Annotated in this window: 24 protein-coding genes and 1 pseudogene; 4 read left to right on the top strand and 21 right to left on the bottom strand. The window is 49.0% G+C overall.

The features are described from left to right. Nucleotides 1-109: 109 nt before the first annotated feature. On the bottom strand, nucleotides 110-259 hold the full coding sequence (locus tag MMIC_RS11650) for a TetR/AcrR family transcriptional regulator (RefSeq protein WP_083530588.1): 150 nt from the start codon (nucleotides 257-259) through the stop codon (nucleotides 110-112). A 106-nt stretch (nucleotides 260-365) separates the two neighbouring features. On the opposite strand from MMIC_RS11650, the gene MMIC_RS11645 reads away from it, so the two are divergent. Next, nucleotides 366-1631 (top strand): PAS domain S-box protein, encoded by a 1266-nt coding sequence (locus MMIC_RS11645; RefSeq protein ID WP_072660655.1) that lies wholly within the window; start codon nucleotides 366-368, stop codon nucleotides 1629-1631. A 50-nt stretch (nucleotides 1632-1681) separates the two neighbouring features. On the opposite strand, the gene MMIC_RS11640 is transcribed toward MMIC_RS11645, so the two are convergent. From MMIC_RS11640 to queG, 10 genes are all read right to left on the bottom strand, one after another. Beyond that, a complete protein-coding gene (locus MMIC_RS11640) occupies nucleotides 1682-2347 on the bottom strand; it encodes a tetratricopeptide repeat protein (protein WP_072660656.1) in 666 nt (221 codons plus the stop codon). A gap of 13 nt (nucleotides 2348-2360) precedes the next feature. Continuing rightward, nucleotides 2361-3152 (bottom strand): SDR family oxidoreductase, encoded by a 792-nt coding sequence (locus tag MMIC_RS11635; protein ID WP_072660654.1) that lies wholly within the window; start codon nucleotides 3150-3152, stop codon nucleotides 2361-2363. Beyond that, the gene (locus MMIC_RS11630; protein WP_072660653.1) at nucleotides 3152-3817 is read right to left on the bottom strand and encodes an iron-containing redox enzyme family protein; all 666 of its coding nucleotides are present in this window, start codon (nucleotides 3815-3817) and stop codon (nucleotides 3152-3154) included. The genes MMIC_RS11635 and MMIC_RS11630 overlap by 1 nt, the downstream gene beginning before the upstream one ends. Before the next feature lie 3 nt (nucleotides 3818-3820). Next, a complete protein-coding gene (locus MMIC_RS11625) occupies nucleotides 3821-5317 on the bottom strand; it encodes an AMP-binding protein (RefSeq protein ID WP_072660652.1) in 1497 nt (498 codons plus the stop codon). Further along, on the bottom strand, nucleotides 5314-5946 hold the full coding sequence (locus MMIC_RS11620; protein WP_072660651.1) for a thermostable hemolysin: 633 nt from the start codon (nucleotides 5944-5946) through the stop codon (nucleotides 5314-5316). The genes MMIC_RS11625 and MMIC_RS11620 overlap by 4 nt, the downstream gene beginning before the upstream one ends. Before the next feature lie 108 nt (nucleotides 5947-6054). Then, complete coding sequence (locus tag MMIC_RS11615) at nucleotides 6055-6648, bottom strand: glutathione S-transferase N-terminal domain-containing protein (RefSeq protein WP_072660650.1); 594 nt, start codon at nucleotides 6646-6648, stop codon at nucleotides 6055-6057. A 111-nt stretch (nucleotides 6649-6759) separates the two neighbouring features. Continuing rightward, the gene (gene thiD / locus MMIC_RS11610) at nucleotides 6760-7497 is read right to left on the bottom strand and encodes a bifunctional hydroxymethylpyrimidine kinase/phosphomethylpyrimidine kinase (protein ID WP_072660649.1); all 738 of its coding nucleotides are present in this window, start codon (nucleotides 7495-7497) and stop codon (nucleotides 6760-6762) included. After that, nucleotides 7494-8129, bottom strand: coding sequence for a thiamine phosphate synthase (gene thiE / locus MMIC_RS11605; RefSeq protein ID WP_072660648.1), 636 nt, complete (start codon nucleotides 8127-8129; stop codon nucleotides 7494-7496). The genes thiD and thiE overlap by 4 nt, the downstream gene beginning before the upstream one ends. Further along, nucleotides 8122-8781 carry an HAD family hydrolase gene (locus MMIC_RS11600; RefSeq protein WP_072660647.1) on the bottom strand — a complete coding sequence of 220 codons (660 nt, stop codon included), beginning with the start codon at nucleotides 8779-8781 and terminating at the stop codon, nucleotides 8122-8124. Before MMIC_RS11600 ends, thiE begins: the two co-directional genes overlap by 8 nt. Further along, complete coding sequence (gene queG, locus MMIC_RS11595) at nucleotides 8781-9998, bottom strand: tRNA epoxyqueuosine(34) reductase QueG (protein WP_227819506.1); 1218 nt, start codon at nucleotides 9996-9998, stop codon at nucleotides 8781-8783. Before queG ends, MMIC_RS11600 begins: the two co-directional genes overlap by 1 nt. 79 nt (nucleotides 9999-10077) lie before the next feature. Here queG and MMIC_RS11590 point away from each other — a divergent pair, with 79 nt between their 5' ends. Beyond that, nucleotides 10078-10479, top strand: a complete 402-nt coding sequence (locus MMIC_RS11590; RefSeq protein ID WP_072660645.1) for a hypothetical protein — start codon at nucleotides 10078-10080, stop codon at nucleotides 10477-10479. Between the two features lie 15 nt (nucleotides 10480-10494). Here MMIC_RS11590 and MMIC_RS11585 read toward each other — a convergent pair whose 3' ends face one another. The 5 genes from MMIC_RS11585 to MMIC_RS11565 form a co-directional block, all read right to left on the bottom strand. Then, nucleotides 10495-10971: a GreA/GreB family elongation factor gene (locus tag MMIC_RS11585; RefSeq protein WP_072660644.1), complete on the bottom strand. Its 477-nt coding sequence runs from the start codon at nucleotides 10969-10971 to the stop codon at nucleotides 10495-10497. Between the two features lie 5 nt (nucleotides 10972-10976). After that, complete coding sequence (locus MMIC_RS11580) at nucleotides 10977-11411, bottom strand: class I SAM-dependent methyltransferase (protein WP_227819505.1); 435 nt, start codon at nucleotides 11409-11411, stop codon at nucleotides 10977-10979. Nucleotides 11412-11566: 155 nt separating this feature from the next. Further along, entirely contained in the window at nucleotides 11567-12040 is a 474-nt protein-coding gene (locus MMIC_RS11575; protein ID WP_072660642.1) for a hypothetical protein, read from the bottom strand. An 87-nt stretch (nucleotides 12041-12127) separates the two neighbouring features. Then, nucleotides 12128-13378 carry a DEAD/DEAH box helicase gene (locus tag MMIC_RS11570; RefSeq protein ID WP_072660641.1) on the bottom strand — a complete coding sequence of 417 codons (1251 nt, stop codon included), beginning with the start codon at nucleotides 13376-13378 and terminating at the stop codon, nucleotides 12128-12130. A 9-nt stretch (nucleotides 13379-13387) separates the two neighbouring features. After that, nucleotides 13388-13942, bottom strand: a complete 555-nt coding sequence (locus tag MMIC_RS11565; protein WP_072660640.1) for a YaeQ family protein — start codon at nucleotides 13940-13942, stop codon at nucleotides 13388-13390. Between the two features lie 152 nt (nucleotides 13943-14094). On the opposite strand from MMIC_RS11565, the gene MMIC_RS11560 reads away from it, so the two are divergent. Then, complete coding sequence (locus MMIC_RS11560) at nucleotides 14095-14433, top strand: hypothetical protein (RefSeq protein WP_072660639.1); 339 nt, start codon at nucleotides 14095-14097, stop codon at nucleotides 14431-14433. Here MMIC_RS11560 and nusB read toward each other — a convergent pair whose 3' ends face one another. The 4 genes from nusB to MMIC_RS11540 all read right to left on the bottom strand — a co-directional run bounded on the left by nusB (nucleotide 14434) and on the right by MMIC_RS11540 (nucleotide 17330). Then, nucleotides 14434-14868: a transcription antitermination factor NusB gene (nusB, locus tag MMIC_RS11555; RefSeq protein WP_072660638.1), complete on the bottom strand. Its 435-nt coding sequence runs from the start codon at nucleotides 14866-14868 to the stop codon at nucleotides 14434-14436. Then, nucleotides 14868-15359: a 6,7-dimethyl-8-ribityllumazine synthase gene (ribH, locus tag MMIC_RS11550; RefSeq protein WP_072660637.1), complete on the bottom strand. Its 492-nt coding sequence runs from the start codon at nucleotides 15357-15359 to the stop codon at nucleotides 14868-14870. The genes nusB and ribH overlap by 1 nt, the downstream gene beginning before the upstream one ends. Then, the gene (locus MMIC_RS11545) at nucleotides 15356-16570 is read right to left on the bottom strand and encodes a bifunctional 3,4-dihydroxy-2-butanone-4-phosphate synthase/GTP cyclohydrolase II (RefSeq protein WP_072660636.1); all 1215 of its coding nucleotides are present in this window, start codon (nucleotides 16568-16570) and stop codon (nucleotides 15356-15358) included. Before MMIC_RS11545 ends, ribH begins: the two co-directional genes overlap by 4 nt. Nucleotides 16571-16721: 151 nt before the next feature. Then, complete coding sequence (locus MMIC_RS11540; RefSeq protein WP_072660635.1) at nucleotides 16722-17330, bottom strand: riboflavin synthase; 609 nt, start codon at nucleotides 17328-17330, stop codon at nucleotides 16722-16724. 64 nt (nucleotides 17331-17394) lie between these two features. On the opposite strand from MMIC_RS11540, the gene recQ reads away from it, so the two are divergent. Further along, on the top strand, nucleotides 17395-19221 hold the full coding sequence (recQ, locus tag MMIC_RS11535; protein ID WP_072660634.1) for a DNA helicase RecQ: 1827 nt from the start codon (nucleotides 17395-17397) through the stop codon (nucleotides 19219-19221). 54 nt (nucleotides 19222-19275) lie between these two features. Here recQ and MMIC_RS12625 read toward each other — a convergent pair. Continuing rightward, nucleotides 19276-19392, bottom strand: a pseudogene (locus MMIC_RS12625) (IS3 family transposase); the annotation flags it as partial.

Genomic DNA, 19392 nt, shown 5'->3' with positions numbered 1-19392 from the left:
TAATGTGCTTCATGGCCTGAGTTCTCCGTTCTGTGAATTTGCTGTCTGGATAACTACAAATTTACCATAATCGTTGGGAATTCAGGCCTGTTTTCTTGCTGCTAATTCCTTAACCGGACAGCAGTGAGAAACGATAAAGATTACCAACACTCATCTGACAATCAGATGCAATCTCTGCCATGGTGGTTTTACCATAGCCATAATGTGAAAAACGCTGCCTGGCCGCAGCAACAATGCGCTCTTTTTCTGACTGATTCATGGATGAAATAAAGACCCGTGAACAATGAACGTCAATCAAAATTATTCATTATTCATCACAGGGCGCATGACTTGCATTAAATTTTCATCACAGTAAGGATGGAAACATGGTGGCAGGTGCATTTTACAAGAAACGCTCCTATCTGATTCTAATCATGGTGTCGGTTTCACTGGCTGTGCTTGGCATTGTGTTTTCCACCTTATATGCCACTGCATTTGAAGAGCAGCGAAGCCGTCTCATTGAAACAGCCCAGAGCCGGGCTGCCCTGATGAATGCTATTGCCCGGTTTAACAAACAGCATTCTGGAGCTAATGCCTTTAATGATACCCTTGGACAAATTGAGGAAGCACATCAACAGTTTGCAGGATTTGGGGAAACCGGTGAATTCACCCTTGGCAAACGGGAAGCTGACCAGATTATATTCCTGCTAAGCCATCGGCACCATGATCTTTCCAACCCTCACCCGGTAGCATTTAAGGGTACCGAGGCTGAGCCGATGCGACTGGCATTGTCAGGCAGATCAGGATCTCTGGTTGGACGTGACTACCGGAATGAGATGGTCCTGGCCGCCTATGAACCGGTACAAGAACTCAATCTCGGCGTAGTCACAAAAATCGATCTCGCCGAAATCAGGGCGCCTTTTATCCGCGCCGGCTTGATTTCATCAGTTTCAGCGCTTGCCCTGATTCTACTTGGCTCCAGCCTTTTCATGCGCATCACCCGTGGCATGGAACAGGAACTTGAACATAGCGAAGAACTATTCAGGAACACCTTCAAACATACCGCCATTGGCATGGCCCATATAGCTCCAGATGGCGGTTTCCTGCGCGTCAATCAGGCGATCTGTAACATGCTGGGCTACAAGCCACGCGACCTGATGACGCGGAGCACCTCAGAGATCACACACCCTGACGATTATTTTGATACGTCGGAGCAGATGCAGCACCTGATCGATGACAGATTTATTCGTAGCTCGCTTGAAAAGCGGTGCGTCAGAAAAGATGGCTCAGTCATTACTACAGATGTAAGCATTTCTCTGGTTCGCAACCCTTCCGGAGACCCGGACTATTTCATAGTCACGGTTACAGACATCAGTGACCGAATCGAGCTGCAAAAAGAACTCAGAGACTCTCTGGAGGCATTGGAAATAAAAAATGAGTCTCTGAATGAGGCCATCTCCACAATCAACACGATCAGTGGCATTGTACCGCTATGTGCATGGTGTGGGCGTACCATCCGTGACGATGATGGTCAGTGGGTCGGGCTCGAATCGTATTTTGAAACTCATACAGATGCCAAGGTAAGCCACGGCATGTGCCCGGATTGTAAAATTAAGTTTGAAAAAGAGATGCAGGGTAAATCCGATGTATAATCAAACGGGCGACCGAAGTCGCCCGCTACGAAACTGATCACATCTTTAAATCACTTTGCTTTCTTTTTGGCGATAGCCAACCTGGCAGCAGCCTCGGCCTTACGGCCTTGAGAATATACAGGGCGCCCTTCAACATCAGGTAGATTCACTACCTTTTCCAGATATGGGATCGCCTTTTTGTATTTCTTCTCTTCCATCCAGAAATCACCGCTGAAATAATTGGCATCCATATCTTCCGGCGCAACCTCAATCGCCTTATCCAGATAGGTTTTAGCCTTATCCGTATCACCGAATCCGATTGGCCAGCCCGGTGTCATGTAATAGAAACTACCCAGCGTGGTATAAACGGAACCATTCATGGCAGTAGCGTCGATCTTTTCTGCCGCCAGCAGTAATTCAAGTCCTTTCTCCATCTGCGGCATCGCATTGGTCATGGATGAGAGTCCACCCATTGCACCTGCATAACCGGCCCGGATGATGGCTTCCCAAATTTTTGGCTCTGCGCGATTCGAGTTCGCAGCTGACAGCGCTGCAGCCTTGTCCACCAGAGCCTTGAATGCGGCCTCTTTATCACCATCAGCAGTTTTATAGTTGGCAACACCCCACTCAGTCTGCAAAGCAGACACGGCATCGGCCACCTCGTCTGCAGAAGCAGATCCAATTGGCACAAACATCATCAACACTGCAATCAATGCAGCCATAAAACCTCGTTTCATGTTCAACTCCATCTTATTTTTCTCCTTTGGCAAAAGCTCTGGCTATTCGATTCTGAGCCGCAAGGGCTCCATCAACCACACGTGGAAGCAAAGCGTTTACTCGTACAAACAGTGATTCAGGGAAGCCGAAATAGGCATCTTTTTTATCCGATTCAATAGCCTCAATGATTTTTGCCACGACAGCTTCAGGCTCGTCCATATTCATTCCGGTCGCTTCGCCCATACGCATCACTGCATCGGAATTCATCGGGGTTTTCACGGCTCTGGGGGCAATATAGGAAACCTTGATTGCAGTATCGGCCAGCTCTCTGCGCAGCGCTTCTGAAAAACCTCGCAACGCAAATTTACTGGCGGAATAAGTGGTGAAGTAAGCAAAGCCGATGGAACCAAAAATAGAACCCACATTAACGAGCTGGCCTGAGTTCTGTTGCTGCATTGCTGGCAGGAATGCGCGCGTCAGCCACATGGGCGCCAGCAGATTCACATGCATCATCAACTCCATTTTTTCAGGTGATTCATCCTCGAAAGCAGTAAAACTGTTTACCCCGGCCAAATTTATCAGCATATCCACACCATCAAGTAAGGCCAAACACTGATCAGCCACCTGTTTACACGCTGCTGCAGACGATAAATCACCGGAAGCAGCAAAAGTTCCGTCAAGCTCTTTGGCAAGAACCTCCAGAGCTTCGGCATTGGCATCCACAAGCGCCAACCTTGCACCCTGAGCATGCAGAGCTCTGGCAAGAATGCTGCCCATGCCTCCGACAGCACCAGTGAGGACAATACGACTATTGTTTATCTGCATCAGCTATTCTCCAACGCAATCAACGGCAAGCTGCGGAAGATATCGCCGTAGAGTTTATACATCATTTTTGCACAATGAATCACGGCCTGTTTATCTTCATCAGACTCAAGTCTGTTCATCAACTTTTCATAGAAATCGACATGTGAAACATCCAGAGAGCCGTGTGAATTCAGGTAAGAGAATGCTGATTTCGGCAAGCCGAGGCTCGCCTCAATATTGGCTGCTGCGTTAGTTGCAAGCGCGACACTGGTACCTTCAAGTACCAGTACCATGCCGAAGAAACCGACCGGATTCTTACGATACACTGTATCATAAGCATAGGAGACCATCAGTTCTGTTGCTGGCAGCGGTGAACCTGCACGCACTGCTTCTTTATCAGCACCACAGACAGCGATATCATTTAAGATCCACTCCTGATGCCCGAGCTCCTCTTCTATATATTCGGCAACAGCATCCCGCAACCATTCCAGCTGACCGGACAGACGACCACCGGTCGCCATCAATAATGGCGTGGTATGCTTTACATGATGATAGGCTTGAGTCAGAAAAGCGATATAACTTTCCAGGCTCAACTTACCTGCTGCTCCCATCTGGATAAACGGAATTGAAAGCAGCTCATTGCGTTCAACTTCGGTCGCAGCAAGCAGTTCATCATAAAAACTCATTGTTCACTCCTGATACAGCAGATTCAGTTGTTCTTCATAAGCAGTCAAAATATGTGTGCGCCTCGGACGTCCGGTTCCTGTCCAGAGCCTGTTAGCAACACTAAATGGCTCTTCGGCAATCAACCAGCGTGAAATTTGCGCATAGTCGGGCAGACGAGAGTTCGCCTTCGACACTGCTGATGCAACTGACACCTCATCAGCAGAGCCGCGTGAAACAATCACCGCCACATTAAACGGTTTTGCCTCACCGAACACACAGCACTGGGCAATGGCAGGTTCAATAGATAGTTCCCGCTCCACCCATTCAGGTGATACATTACGACCGAATGCTGTAATAAAAATATGTTTTTTTCGCCCTGAAAGATACAGAAACCCATCATCATCCAAGTGACCGACATCACCGCTTGGCCAATAATTTCCGGGCCGGGGTTCATCTCCGAGATATCCTGAAAACAGACTGCCTGCAACGAGAATTTCGCCATCATCAGCAAATGCTATATCCACATGAGGTAATAATTTACCAACACTGCCCGGGCGATTGGCACCGGCCCGGTTCACCGCAACTACACTGGCCGCCTCGGATAAACCATATCCTTCAAAAACCGGCAGGCCGAGTACGGCACTGCGCTCCAGCAGATTCAGCGAAACCGGGGCTCCACCGACTGCGATGTAACGAAGGCTTTCAGGCTTGGCAGCCCCTGCTTCAACAGCAGCAACAAGCGCATGCAGCATCTGTGGAATCATAATACACGTAGTAGCACGCGATGTGTGCAACATGGTCATAAAGCGATTGATGTCCAGCCCGCTGGCTCCCGTCAGCCCCACCGCGCCCAGCGATGGTGCCACGACAGTAGCCCCGGTCAGAAGCGGCGCATACAGCCCACCGATATTTTCCAGAAGCGTGGCATAAGGCAGCAGTGACAGATGGCGGTCATTGCTATGTGCACCGGTAACATCAGCCAGAGAAACCGCGACCTGTTCCATTGACGTACCACTCAGGCAAACACCCTTGGGATCACCGGTGGATCCTGAGGTATATGTGATCTTCGCCGTGTCTGCCGGCAGATGTACAGCCGTTCCGGGCAATCGCAACAGATAGAGGTTCAGTGACCCAAGCCTGATCTGCTCAGGTTGGATGTGCCCCATATTCATCTGCTCGCAGAGGGGCTCAAGCAATGAGATATTATCAGTAAGAATGGCATCAATACCGGCACTGAGAAACAGGTGGCCAATCTGAGCCGGTGAAAAAAAATGAGGTACGGGTACTATCGCTGTTTGGGCTTTCAAACATGCCAGATCTATCAATGCCCAGCCGGGTCCATTGTCAGCCACCACTGCAAGCGCATGCATATCGTGGCCGCGAATGATTCTGGCAGCCTCGTGAATATATTCATTCAGAGCTTGGTATGTGAGATGAGATCCGGTATCTACGCCCTCGATAGCAGTACGATCAGGACTGTCCATGGCATATTGTGAAATAGCCTCCAGTACCCTGCTCATTTCTGATGCATGGTCCCGGCCACTTTTTTACCTTCCATTTCCGCGGCCGCCCAGGTATCTCTCAGCGCACTCCACAATTCCTGCAGATTATCATGCCCTTCCTGAATCGAGCCGAAACATACGACGGGATCTCCGGCATAATAACTGCCCCACTGCTTCCTCTCATCTTCGGGCAATCGCAGCTCATCCACCTCGATCAGCTGCTTCGGTGACATGCCGAGACGAACAAAGGCATTGCGCAGACGCGTAACGCCGGTGAATACCACCCAGCGATAACCGGCTTCATGAAAGTATGCTGTAGCACCTATGATTGCCATACGCGCATCACCCGCTACTACTTCTGCCAGATTACCCACTTCCACAATTTCAGAACGTTTCACCTGTTGTCCGAGATAACGGGAAATTGCCACCTCGATTTTTTCGTCCATATACTGTTCAAGGTAAAGCGGTTCACTGGTGGCGTCTCGATAACCCATGACTGCACAAGTCTTGCCATCCTTTCTACTGGCACGAACAAACTGCGGCATAAAACTCTTGATATCTGCACCGTAAGCAGTGCGAAACCGTTCATGTACAAATGCATGTACACTCTCTGTATCCGGATGATTTTTCGTCAGAACTTCAAACACGGCAAAAACACTCCATCGCAAGAATCAAAGATCAGTGATAAGGCCAGTTATTCATCCATGCGATGATATAATAGCAGTCAGTGATTCCGCAACAGATTCAGCCACGCATCAAAGGTCGCGCAGCATCTGCTCATGCTCAGAAAGGGCTCGCTCAAATGCAGAGCGTTCAAACAGGCGATCCATATAGGCTTCCAGATTACCCAGTTTGGATGTATCCACACCAACAGAAGGCATGCGCCACAGGATTGGAGCCAGTGTCACATCAGCCAGCGTATACTGCTCACCGATGAAGTATTCCTGACGTGCCAGATATCCATTCAAATGTTCCAGATACACATTCAGCTTTTTCACAGCTTCTTTTTTCTTGCGACCATTCTGACTATCTTCATAGAGAGGATATAGTTCACGTTCCAACTGCATGACTGCCAAACGCATCTGGGCACGCTCAGCAGGTGATCCAGGTTTCAGTGGCGGATGCGGGTAACGCTCATCAAGGTACTCGTTTACAACCGAGGATTCAAAAAAGACGATATCGCGATCAATCACTGTTGGCAGTTTGCCATACGGGTTAATCTTGAGAAAATCAGCAGGAAGATTGTCTGACTCCAGCTCTTGTGTATCAACTGGCAGCTCTTTTTCTGCTAGGACAATACGGGTGCGATGCGAATCTGGGCAGTGTGCATCGGAATAAAGCTTGATCATCTAAACCTCCGGCTAGGCTCTGAGCCTGCAAAATGGAGGCGCACTATAGCGCCATGGCTGTATAAATAAAGCTTTTTCTATTTTTTACTTTAAAAACAACAGGTTACAGAATCAATGGCTTTGCAGGAATTTGATGGCTTTTTTCACTGATGGAGCAAGTGACTCTCCCGAAGCGAGAGATGCAGCAACAGCAGAAGCAAGCCTGCAACCTGTACCGTGAGACTGTTCCTCATCCCATGCCTGTCTGGGGTGAGGAAATTCAGATAGGTTGCCTTCGCTGTCGCACAAGATATCGAGTAACTCATCACCAGCTCCATGCCCGCCTTTCAGCAATACAGCGCAATGCAACTGCTCTACCAGTTTCTTCGCTGCAACTACCGGATCACAAATACCTTCCCCCAGTAAAACGGCGGCTTCATCCAGATTCGGAGTCATCAATGTTGCACGAGGCAGTATGGCATGTACCAGGGCATCCATACCTCCGGCATCCAGCAATTGCTTCGCACTGCTGGATATCATCACCGGATCAACGACCAGCGCGCCCTTATGTCGTTGCTGCAGTAATGCGGAAACCAGAGCAACGTGTTCGCCGTCAAGCAACATACCGGTTTTCACAACTGCAATATCATAATAATCAAACAGGGCATGCAGTTCGGCATCAAGCTGTGCCAGTGAAACAGGTTCAATGCGTGTGATATTATTCGGATTCTGGGCAGTTAATGCCGTTGTTGCCGAGATTCCCTGCAGACCGAATGCGTGGAACACCCGTAAATCAGCCTGTATGCCTGCTCCACCACAGGAATCTGAGCCGCCAATCGTCAAACAAACCGGGCGCTTCACCTGATTCATGTCTGATTCCAGATAGCAGTCAACAGGGACGCTTCCGCCTGTATATCATCGGCAGCAAATAGCCCGGAAATGACAGCTGCACAATCGGCACCGGCAAGTTTGACCTGAGCTACGTTGTTCGCAGTAATACCACCGATTGCACAGAGGTTGGCATCGGGGAATATCTCCCGGGCCTTAGCCAGACGCGGCAAACCCATCTCCGGAACTTCCGGCTTGGTTGTTGTTGCCAACACAGCACCGAAAGAAACATAACTGGCTCCGTCATTCAGCGCAGCCTTGGCAAAAGCAGCATCAGCCCTGCAGGTTACTCCGATAATGAAATCATCCCCGACCTCATTCCTCAATTGAATCAGATTGGGAACATCATCTCGCCCGAGGTGTACACCATCGGCATCAGCATCTACAGCCAGATTCACCAGATCATTGATGATCAATCTTGCATCATAACTGCGGGTCAGATCACGCAAGGCTTTTGCGCGTTTGATTGCCCGTTTATAACCCCGTTTCTTGTCACGGAACTGCAGGGTGGATACACCACCTTTCAGGGCTGCCTCCGCCCTGTCCAGCAGATCCCCGGTTTCGATATCTGCAGGCAGGATACCGTAGATACCGCTTACACTTTTATCAGTCATCAAGCAGTTTCAGAAGATCGGTGAAGTCAGGTAGGGAGACCACACGATCTGCATATTCCGCAGGTACGTCCTGATAGCCATGCTCGGCAAAAGCAACATGCTGACAGCCCGCATTGAAACCTGCTTCAACATCAAAACGCGTATCCCCGACCATTACGGTTTCAGATGGCTCTACACCCATGGCACGACAGCATTCAAACAACATATCGGGTGCCGGCTTTTTGGCAAAACCATCTTCAGGAGAAAGTGCAAGCGTCAGGTATGGTGTCAGCCCCATCTGGTCGAGTACTTTTACTCGCGCTTTAGCCGGTTTGGCAGTCACGCAGGAAACAGGAATACTTTTCTCTTTCAGCGTGTCCAGCACATGCATCACACCCGGAAACGGTTTGCCGAATTCTGCCGGATTTTGCTCGTAGATATCAGCAAAGGCATGGTATAGAGCCATGGTTTCATCGTGCTCCATCGGCAGCCCTAAAACGTTGGATGCCAACTTATGGGCTCCGCCACCGACATGCGGCTGTGTATCAGCAAGGCTTAAACGTAATTCATAACCCAGGGACTCCAGGGCACGGTTGGCATTAGCCTGAATGTCTGGCAGTGCATCGACCAGGGTTCCATCAAGATCGAAAATAAATGCTTTTGGTTGACTCATCATAGATTCCTTATATGTGTGATGGCGTGCGTAATTTCTTCATGCACCATCACTTCTTTTTCTTCTTTCTGCAAACATTCCAGCAAGGCCGAAATATCATGACAGTTTTCATCATCTGCAAGCTGGGCAAGTGCCCAGACTGCATGCCCCCGGATCAAAGGTTCCTCATCATTCAATACTGCCACCAGATCCGAAATAAAACGGGTATCTCCGGAATTACCCATAGCAATACAGACATTGCGCAGCAGACCGGCCCGTTTTGTACGTTTGATTGGAGACTTGCGGTATATCTTGCGGAACTCTTCACCATCAATCTGCAAAATCCTAGCAAGATCAGGCAGAACATTCTCCCCCCTCGGATTAAGGAGATCATTTTTCAGACATGCGGCCCGGGCAGCATGTTGATTCCACGGGCAGGTCTGCTGGCAATCGTCACAACCGTAAATGCGATTACCCATCTTCGCTCTGAGTTGGCGCGGAATAAATCCATCAAACTCGATAGTCAGATAAGAGATACAGAGACGCGCATCAACGACATAAGGCGCAACAATCGCCTGTGTCGGACAGATTTCGATGCAGGCTGAACAAGTGCCACAGTGATTTGTTGCAGGTTCATCAGGCTGCAAAGCTGCAGTCGTAAAAATCTCCCCCAACAGCAACCACGATCCTACTTCGCGGTGAATCGTCAGAGAATGTTTGCCCTGCCAGCCAAGCCCGGCCGATTCTGCCAGTGCATGCTCAAGCACAGGTGCCGTATCCGCAAACACCCGTTGATCGTGTTTGCCAAGCAGCAGATCAAGATCAAGCGCCAATGCCTTCAGCCGTTTTTTCATCACATCATGATAATCATCGCCATGGGCATAAGCTGTAATCACACCTTTCCCGCACGCTGATTCTGCCGCTTCAATCGCATATGCAGGGGGCGTATACCGCATGGCCAAAGTGATCACAGACTTTACTGCATCCAGCATTGATTGTGGATCTTTACGGCGTTCCAGACGCGTCGCTTCACCCATCCATGACATATCACCCTGCATATCAGCAGCCACCCACTGCTCCAGAGCCTCGGCATGTTTGCTCCCAATCTCAGGACGCGTCACATGACACAGATCAAAACCATGTTGCGATGCTTTGCTACGAATCAGTGTCTTCAACTGCTCACCTTGCATGGCTGAACTCTGACATAAGCTGCCCTTGTTCACACTTGGCTTTATCATCAGGAAAACGATGACAATGAGTACTCATATTGTCTAATATCAACTCTGAATCTATACTAAGTCCCAGGGGGAAGGCTTTATGCTTACAGATTCAGTCATTCTATTGTTATTATTCGCGATTGCAGCGGTCGTAGGAATCATCCTCTGGAACAGTGGCAAAGCGAAAACCTATGATCCGAACGCTGTTGATTTAAGTAAGGGCTATGACCCTAAACATGATCATTTCAGCGCAGCACACGCCAAGAAACTGCAGCAGCTGACTCAGAAAGAAAAAACCACCAGACGACGTCCTGTATCCATGGCTAAACCTGAGCCGGAAACAACGAGTAATCCAGAGTGGAGTGAGCATCTGGTGCCGCCCGAACAGAGAGATGGAAAAGTCGTTCGCAGTGGAGTAGAACGCCGATCTGAAACGGATCGACGGGCTAATTCAGATCGGCGTATATTTGAAGATCGCCGACAATCTCAGGAAAATCAGTAAGCCGAAAACCGCCTGTCAATAAACGCTGTGAATCTCATAGTGTCTGGAATTCCCGGCAATATTAATTTGCAAATCATCACCGGCTTCTTTTCCGATCAATGCTCTGCCCAAGGGTGATCTGGTAGTAACAATCGTAATCTCCATCTCTGCGTACCGGACCTTCAAACCACCCGCTTCTGCTGCAAGCCATAACATCTGAGAATCACCTGTATCATCGACCAGATCTACCAACGAAGACAAAGCAATGGTGGAGGTCGGTTCAGTACACTCAAGGCTTTTGAACCAGACAAGTGAACGTTCAACTGCCAGTAAACGGGTACCCTGCCCCTGCGCCAGATAGGAGGCCTCCAGCCCCATCGTTTCGTATTTACTGGAACCCAGACAATCTGCATGTGTTGCCGTATCACGTGCAATTTCAACTGCTTGCTCAAGGACCGACAGATCAGCACGCAGCTGATTGATAATCAGATTCAGAATTTTGGATTTATCCATGTTCATCAGCGATAGATATAGATCGGCGTATTGTAGAGATCAACCAGTTGTATGGTTTGCTCAGCTACTGCTTCCGGCAAAGCAAAGGTATTACTGATAAGCATTGTCTGTTTATAAGAGCTCCCCAGTTTTGTCCGCAATGCATGCATACCAGCCGGATGCAGATAACAGATCAACACGGATGCATCGGGCAAGTCAGCAGTTAAAAAGTTTTTCCGCATCAATTGCACATGATGCAGACGAAACAAGGCTCTGTAGATCCAGGTATATAAGTACGGCAGCCATGACATTTCATAACCGATAATCCGGCGATGAGGATATTTCCGCGCCAGTGCAAAGAGCAAGGTTCCCCAGCCTGATCCGAGATCAATGATGGCCCCGTCACTCCTCAGTTCACTGGCTTGCAGAATAACCTCGCATGCTTTTGCCGAACTGGGCATCGGCGATATACCCGTTTTTAGCGTGAACCAAACAATGGAAACTGCACAACAGCAGATACAGGCAATAACGACGAGCTCTATCATCCTGCCTGATCTTTCGTTGCAGATGCATCCGGTTCAACTGATGTTTCTGCCATCGGGTTTACGTCACACTTCTACTCTTCAGCTGTAGTTTCAGATTGGCTGGCATCAAAAGCTTCAGGATTGAACTCCATCACAAACTTCAGATAGCCTGCAGGCAGATTCAGGCTTGTTCTGTTCAGGTGTATATTCATCGTTGCCCTGAGTTTATATGCCATATCCATGTTCGCATTATAGGATGTCATATCCACGCAGTGAGCAAGAGCCATACTTTCCGATGCAAGCGTTTCAGCCTCGGTCAGTTTTACCGCTCTTATTTTCCGGCCTCTGTCACCATTCAGGAAATAGAGAATGCGCCATAGTAACGGGGTTCTGGCAATATAAGTTCTTTGTCGCGATGAATATCTAGCAGCCTTGATTTGAGCTGCGAATTGTTTTTTGAGAAAATCCCTCTGCATTCTCATTTTCAACTCAGCCGTACTGACAGCTTTATAGATTACCGCATAGCTTACGGGTAGTGCAGTTTCATCCTGTTCGATCTGTATCATATGGATACTCACATGCAAGATTGAAGCCAGTTTTGAGCAGTTTTATTCTGCTTCCATAGAACGAAGAGTCAGTTCAACAAAACACTGCTATGACTTCTTTCTCTTTTTCTTCTTTTTGCCTTTTCCGCTCAGCCATGAATCATGTTCCGCCACAAGATCCATCAACTCCTGCGCTGCTTTGTCAGGTGTCCGGATAATTTCAGCATACCCTTCCTTGCTCATATGTATCACATCAATGGGCTTGCTGATAAAGGCCTGTATGTCATCGAGCAAAGACTTCTCTTCAGTGCTGCAAAATGAGATTGCTTCACCCATTCTTATACCGCGCCCGGTTCGCCCTACACGATGTACATAATTTTCCACCTTTTCAGGCAGATCGTAATTAATCACATAATCAACATCGGGAACATCTATGCCGCGTGCACTGATATCTGTTGCAATCAGAACCAGAGACTCACCGTTTCGAAAAGCGCTCATCGCTTCACTACGCTCAGCCTGATCTTTGTCGCCATGAATACTCACAGCACTGAAACCTGCACGTTCCATTGCTTTGTTCACGCGCTCAGCACGCACCTTTGTCCGCACAAACACGATCACCTTTCGGCCCGGATGATCCTGCAAAAAACGGTTGAGGAAAAAGCGCTTGTCATCCAGTTCCACAAACATGACAAAGTGACTGATATTTTTGGAAACCCGATCTTTCGGTGATACCTGAATACGAATCGCTGCACTTTTCACCTGCGAATAGGCCAGCTTTTTTATCTCATCACTGATCGTAGCTGAAAAGAACAGGGTCTGGTGAGCGCGTTTGAGCATCTTTTTAATGTATTTTATATCTTCAATAAAGCCCAGATCCAGCATATGATCAGCTTCATCGAGTACCAGCGTACTGACATAATCCAGTTTAAGCACCTGCTGATTAATCAAATCGAACATACGACCCGGTGTAGCAATCAGCACATCAATGCCATCCTGCAATTTAGCGATCTGCCTGTCCTGTTCCACGCCGCCATGCAGGGTGAACACCTTCACCTTGGTGTGATTGGCAAGGCTTTTGAACACCTCACCAATCTGCAGGGCCAACTCACGTGTAGGCACCATAACGATGCATTTGATGCCACGAGATCGTTTACTGGTTTTATAACGGTGGATTTTATCAATGACAGGAATGGCAAAGGCGGCAGTTTTACCTGTGCCGGTCTGGGCAATAGCCAGTACATCCTCGCCATCAATGATCGATGGGATAGCTTTAAACTGAATATCGGTCGGCCGTTTGAACCCCAGTTTGCCAAGGTTCTTTTTTATATCTTCAGAAATATAATATTGTTCAAATTTCATTATTAACCTTCAGACCTGCCCTGCTGCGCTTTTCCATTTCTCAGGTGTTATCTCAACCGCTGTTTCACCATCACTGAATAATAACTGACCATCAGCAATGGTACACTGTAATCGCATGGACCGCTCTGCCATCTTTCCGATAGCCCTAACTGCTTCATCGCTCAGATTAAATACACTCAGGTTATCAAAACGCTCAAGTTTGTTTCTATGTTGCTGCCACCAGGCTAAGGCGCTGCTGTGTTGATACGTGTATATCATCACTTGTCTGGATCGACCGCATGCCTTGCGAATACGTTTTTCATCAGCTTGCCCCAGATCGATCCACACTTCAATTTCATCACTTAAACTCTTCTGCCAGATATCCGGCTCACTCTCCTCGCTCAAGCCTTTACTGAACTGCAATGATTCGTTTGCATTCAGGGCAAAAGCCAACAGGCGTACCATCATTCGTTCATCATTTTCAGATGGATGTCGCGCTATGGTTAGCTGATGATCCTCATAATAGTTCCGATCCATATCGGTAATCTGGATATCAGCTTTGAAAATAGTAGATTTAATTGCCATGCGGGCTTCTATGGCACATTGCCACTTCAGGCAAGAAGAATGACATCTCAGCTGCTCCTGTATGCTCTCAAACAAGGATGACTTCATAGACTATTCATGATTCAGATGGCAGAAATCGCGGCATGAATTTTTCTGATCACTGGAGAGCATAGATGGACATAGCCCTGATTGCAGGAATATTCCTGACTTCTGCAGGCATACTTGCCCTGTTAATTCTGTTCATGACATTTGAGCCAGACTACCTCAAAAAATTGGCCATCGGGGCTGTAGCTCTGTTTGTATTACCGCTACTCATCGCATTGGTCGGCAACAGCATGGGCTGGTTTGATGTGTATACCATCGAAATAGTCACCCTGAGACAGGGCGCATTGAGTGTTTTTATCGCAGCAGCTTATGGGGTAATGGTCGGGGTACTGCTTAACAGTATCAAAATCTATCTGATCAATCTCTGGCGCGGCATGCGCAGCAGTAAACAGAAACCGGAAGAGTAATTACTTGTTCCCAACCTCTGCCGGGCGCAACTGCTTGGCAAGGTTATCCAGCACGCCATTGATAAATCCGCGCGGTGGCTCCCCTGCATAATCGCGGGTTAACTCCAGCGCTTCATTGATTATCACACGATACGGGATTTCCAAACGATTCTGCATTTCCCAGACTGAAAGCCGGATCACATTAATCTCCAGCTGGGCCACTGAGCGCAAACTTCTGCCGCGCACAGCCGTTTTAATCAATTCATCGAGTGCTTCGACATTGTCGGTAACACCATAGACCAGATCACGCAGATAATTTTCATCCTGATCTTCGCGCTCTTCATGTTGCAGACGGCCAGCGATCAGATCGGGAATCATAGCTCCATCTTTGTCTGCAGAACCCCATGCATAAAGTGTTTCCAGCGCCGATTCTCGCGCCATATGCCGATTTGCCATTAGATCTCCTGAGCCTGCTCTAGTGCCTGCAGCTGTCGCACAACTTCCACTGCAGTTAATGCAGCCTCTTCACCTTTATGTCCGTGCGCTCCACCGACCCGTTCGAGTGCCTGTGCATATGTATCCACCGTCAACACGCCGTTGCCGACTCCAACATCACCACGCTGTGCTACTTTTCCAATCGCGTCCATGGCACCCTGACAGACATAATCGAAATGCGCCGTGTCACCACGAATCACACAACCAAGACAGACAACAGCATCAAAACGGCCTGTATCCGCCATTTTCACTGCAATCGTACCAAGTTCAAACGCACCCGGTACATGCACAATAGTCATATCACTATCAGAGCAGCCGTGCTCCTTTAGCGCCGAAACAGCACCGGCCAGCAGTGCTTCAGTAATATCGTTATTAAAACGGCTGACCACGATACCAACAGTCAAACCTGTAGCATCAACATTGCCCGCCAGATGAGGCGCATCAAGACTCATGATTTCTCACCTTTCACATTCAACATATGCCCCATTTTTTCACGTTTGGTGTTCAGATAAGCAATATTCTCTTCATGCTCACCCACCTGCAGCTGTACACGTTCACTCACTTCCAGACCATAACCGTCGAGTGCAATGATCTTTTTCGGATTGTTGGTCAAAAGTTTCAGTCTGCGCAGCCCCAGATCACGCAAAATCTGGGCACCAATACCATAATCACGCAGATCTGCCTTGAAGCCAAGCTTCTCATTGGCTGAGACCGTATCATGACCGGCATCCTGCAACTCATAAGCCTTGAGTTTATTGAGCAGGCCAATGCCGCGTCCTTCCTGACGCAGATAGAGGATCACACCTTCACCGGCTTCAGCCACTTGTCGCATGGCAGCATGCAACTGAGAGCCACAATCGCAGCGGCGCGAGGTAAACACATCGCCGGTCAGGCATTCGGAATGTACACGAACCATACACGGACGATCCGCATCCGGCTCGCCCATCACCAGCGCCACATGTTCAGCCTGATCCACAGCATTGGTATAACCAACCATGCGGAATTCTCCGAATTCAGTTGGCATACGTACTTCCACTTCACGTTTGACCAGGGAATCGTGCTGCAGACGATGACTGATCACATCGGCAATTGTTCCAACTTTCAGGTTATGCTTTTTGGCGAATTTTTTCAGCTCCGGCATGCGTGCCATAGTGCCGTCTTCATTCATAATCTCGCAAATCACACCGGAAGGTTTCAGACCTGCCAAACGCGCCAGATCGATACTCGCTTCGGTATGCCCTGCTCGTACCAGCAAACCGCCGTCGCGACCTACCAGCGGAAACACATGGCCCGGTGTATGAATATCGGCAGGCGTGACATCATCAGCAATAGCTGTGCGGATCGTATGAGCACGATCATAGGCAGAGATGCCAGTTGTTACGCCTTCAGCCGCTTCAATCGAGATAGTGAAATTGGTTTTGAACTTGGAGTTCGTATTCGACACCATCAAAGGCAACTGAATCTGATCAGTATGCTCCTGCGTCATGGCAAGGCAGATAAGCCCACGCCCGTGTGTTGCCATAAAATTGATTGCTTCCGGTGTCACCCACTCGGCCGCCATGACCAGATCGCCTTCATTTTCGCGATCTTCGTCATCGGCCAGAATGATCATCCGGCCAGCACGCAGCTCTTCAAGCAGTTCTTCGGTTGTTGCCAAACTCATGGTTGCTCCTTCGATACTGATTTATTGCCATCCCGGCAAAAATCAGGACGCAGACACAAAAACGCGATTTTACGCCTGCTCACAAACTGGTCGCCAACGCGCCCGGTTTGGCGGCCAGTAGTCCATAGGCCACTCAGTAGTCCTGAATGAATCATTCAGACTCCCTGTCAGAAAACTGCATCAACCGCTCAACATAACGACCATACATATCGGTTTCTATATTTACTTCAGCACCAGTTTTAAGTGCGCCCAGATTCGTGTGCGACAAGGTATGGGGAATCAGGTTCACGGTAAAGTCGCAATGCTCAACGCGGTTCACGGTAAGGCTGACGCCATTGATCCCCACTGATCCCTTTTTCACCACATATCGCGCCAGAGATGCAGGCAACGTAAATGTGAATTCGCGGTGTTCGCCAATAGCTGCTACAGACTTCACCACACCCAGACCGTCAACATGGCCAGTCACCATATGACCACCGAGTGCATCACCCATGCGCAGGGCTGGCTCAAGATTAATGAAATCCCCCACCTTCGCATACGAAAAACCGGTCAGGTTCAATGTTTCTTGCGACAGCGTGGCAGCAAACGTCGCCACATCCGGAAATGCGGTGATGGTCAGGCAGCAGCCGTTACAGGCAACCGAATCGCCCAATTGCCAGCCAGCCATATCCAGTTCAGTGGTAAAGGTCATGTGAGTTTGTTCAGGCTCTTTCGTGATGCTCGCGATGCGGCCAACGTCCTGAATAATTCCTGTGAACATCGCCGCATCTTACCGTATTTTTACTTTGATTCCATCGAATCAGCAAATATGCATAATCAGGCATATGCAGCGCGCACAAAATATCCTCAAATCAGTCTTTGGTTATGAAAGCTTCCGTCACCATCAGGCTGATATCATTGCAGCGCTGATTGATGGCTCTGATGTATTCACCCTGATGCCAACAGGTGGCGGTAAATCGATCTGTTACCAGATCCCCTCCCTCATCAGGCCGGGCACAGGTATTGTTATCTCGCCGTTGATTGCCCTGATGCAGGATCAGGTCGATGCGATGAAGCAGCTCGGTATTCGTGCCGCTTTCCTTAACTCCACCCTCTCCGTGATCGAACAGCGCGAAATTGAATTACTACTGAGTAGCGGTGAACTGGATATCCTGTATATGGCTCCCGAACGTCTGCTTCATCCGACCACACTATCCCTGCTGGACAACACAGAGATCGCCCTTTTTGCCATTGATGAGGCGCACTGCGTATCGCAGTGGGGGCATGATTTCAGGAAGGAGTACCAGCAGCTCTCCATGCTGCATGAACGTTTCCCGGGCGTGCCGCGGATTGCGCTCACTGCCACAGCAGATAACCGTACTCGTGCGGAAATCATAGCGCAGCTGGCGCTGGATCAGGCCTCCGTATTCGTCAACAGTTTTGATCGCCCGAATATTCATTATGCCATCCATGAGAGCGGCAACAGCCGAGATGAGTTATGGCGTTTTATTCAGGAAACCCATGCAGTCGATTCCGGCATTGTTTACTGCCAGACCCGCAAAGGCGTTGAAACCGTTGCCGCCTGGTTAAGCACTAAGGGGCGCACTGCGCTCCCCTATCATGCCGGCTTAAATCAGGATATACGCCAACAGAATCAGCAGCGTTTTTTACGTGAAGAGGGCCTGATTATTGTCGCCACGATTGCGTTCGGCATGGGCATCGATAAACCCGATGTACGCTTTGTAGCGCATATGAATCTGCCGAAAAATATCGAGGCCTATTATCAGGAAACAGGACGCGCAGGACGCGACGGTAAACCTGCCGATGCCTGGATGTCTTACGGATTGAAAGATGTTGTAGGACTACGCCTGTTCACCGAGAACAGCGATGCCGAAGAGATATTCAAGCGTGTGATGCATCAGAAAACCGATGCCATGCTCGGCCTGTGTGAGCTGACAAGTTGCCGTCGAATCGCCCTGCTGGCCTATTTCGGCGAACAGATGACTGAGCCCTGCGACAACTGCGACAACTGCATCACCCCGCCGGAAACATGGGATGCTACGGTGGCCGCCCAGAAAGCCCTGTCTTGCATTTATCGTACTGGTGAGCGTTTCGGGGCCCAATATGTGATTGATGTATTGACCGGCAAAAGCAATGAACGCATCGAGAACAATCACCATGATCAACTCTCCACCTTCAATATCGGCCAGGAACATACTGGCATAGAATGGCGCGGCTTTTTCCGACAACTGATAACCCACGGTTATCTGGCCACAGACAGCGAAGGTTATGGTGTCTTGAAACTGACCAGGAAATCATGGCCGCTGCTTAAAAAGAGTAAAACTCCGCAAACCGTCATGCTGAGAAAGCTGCGCAAGGCAAAAAGCAAAAAGAAGAAAGCTCCGGCCATCGCATCGGATCTCACGACCCTGGAGCAGCAACTGTTCGATCAACTGCGCGCCCTGCGCGCCCTGCGCGCCCGATTGGCTAAAGAGCAGAATGTACCACCCTATGTCATCTTCCCGGATAAAACGCTGACAGAGATGGCTATCGTCAAACCAAACAGCCAAGGCCAGTTACTCGATATCACCGGAGTCGGTCAAACCAAACTTGGTCGCTACGGTGAACTCTTCCTGACCGAAATCAGCAACTCATCACAGTACTCTCTTTAACACGGGCATGTCTGCTCTCCGGGTCAGCACTAAGCCCCGGGTTTTACCCCATTTCTACGGACGGTTTAAAAACGATGTAAACCTTATATCTTGAGCAGCTAGTCTGCGCCGCATTCTTGGATTATGGAACCTTTCCAAATAATCAAAAATATCTGCTCTTGCCTCATCCTG

The sequence above is a fragment of the Mariprofundus micogutta genome, assembly GCF_001895085.1.
Taxonomy (GTDB): domain Bacteria; phylum Pseudomonadota; class Zetaproteobacteria; order Mariprofundales; family Mariprofundaceae; genus Mariprofundus; species Mariprofundus micogutta.
Note: the sequence above shows the minus strand (reverse complement) of the source record. Positions and strands in the feature narration are given on the sequence as shown.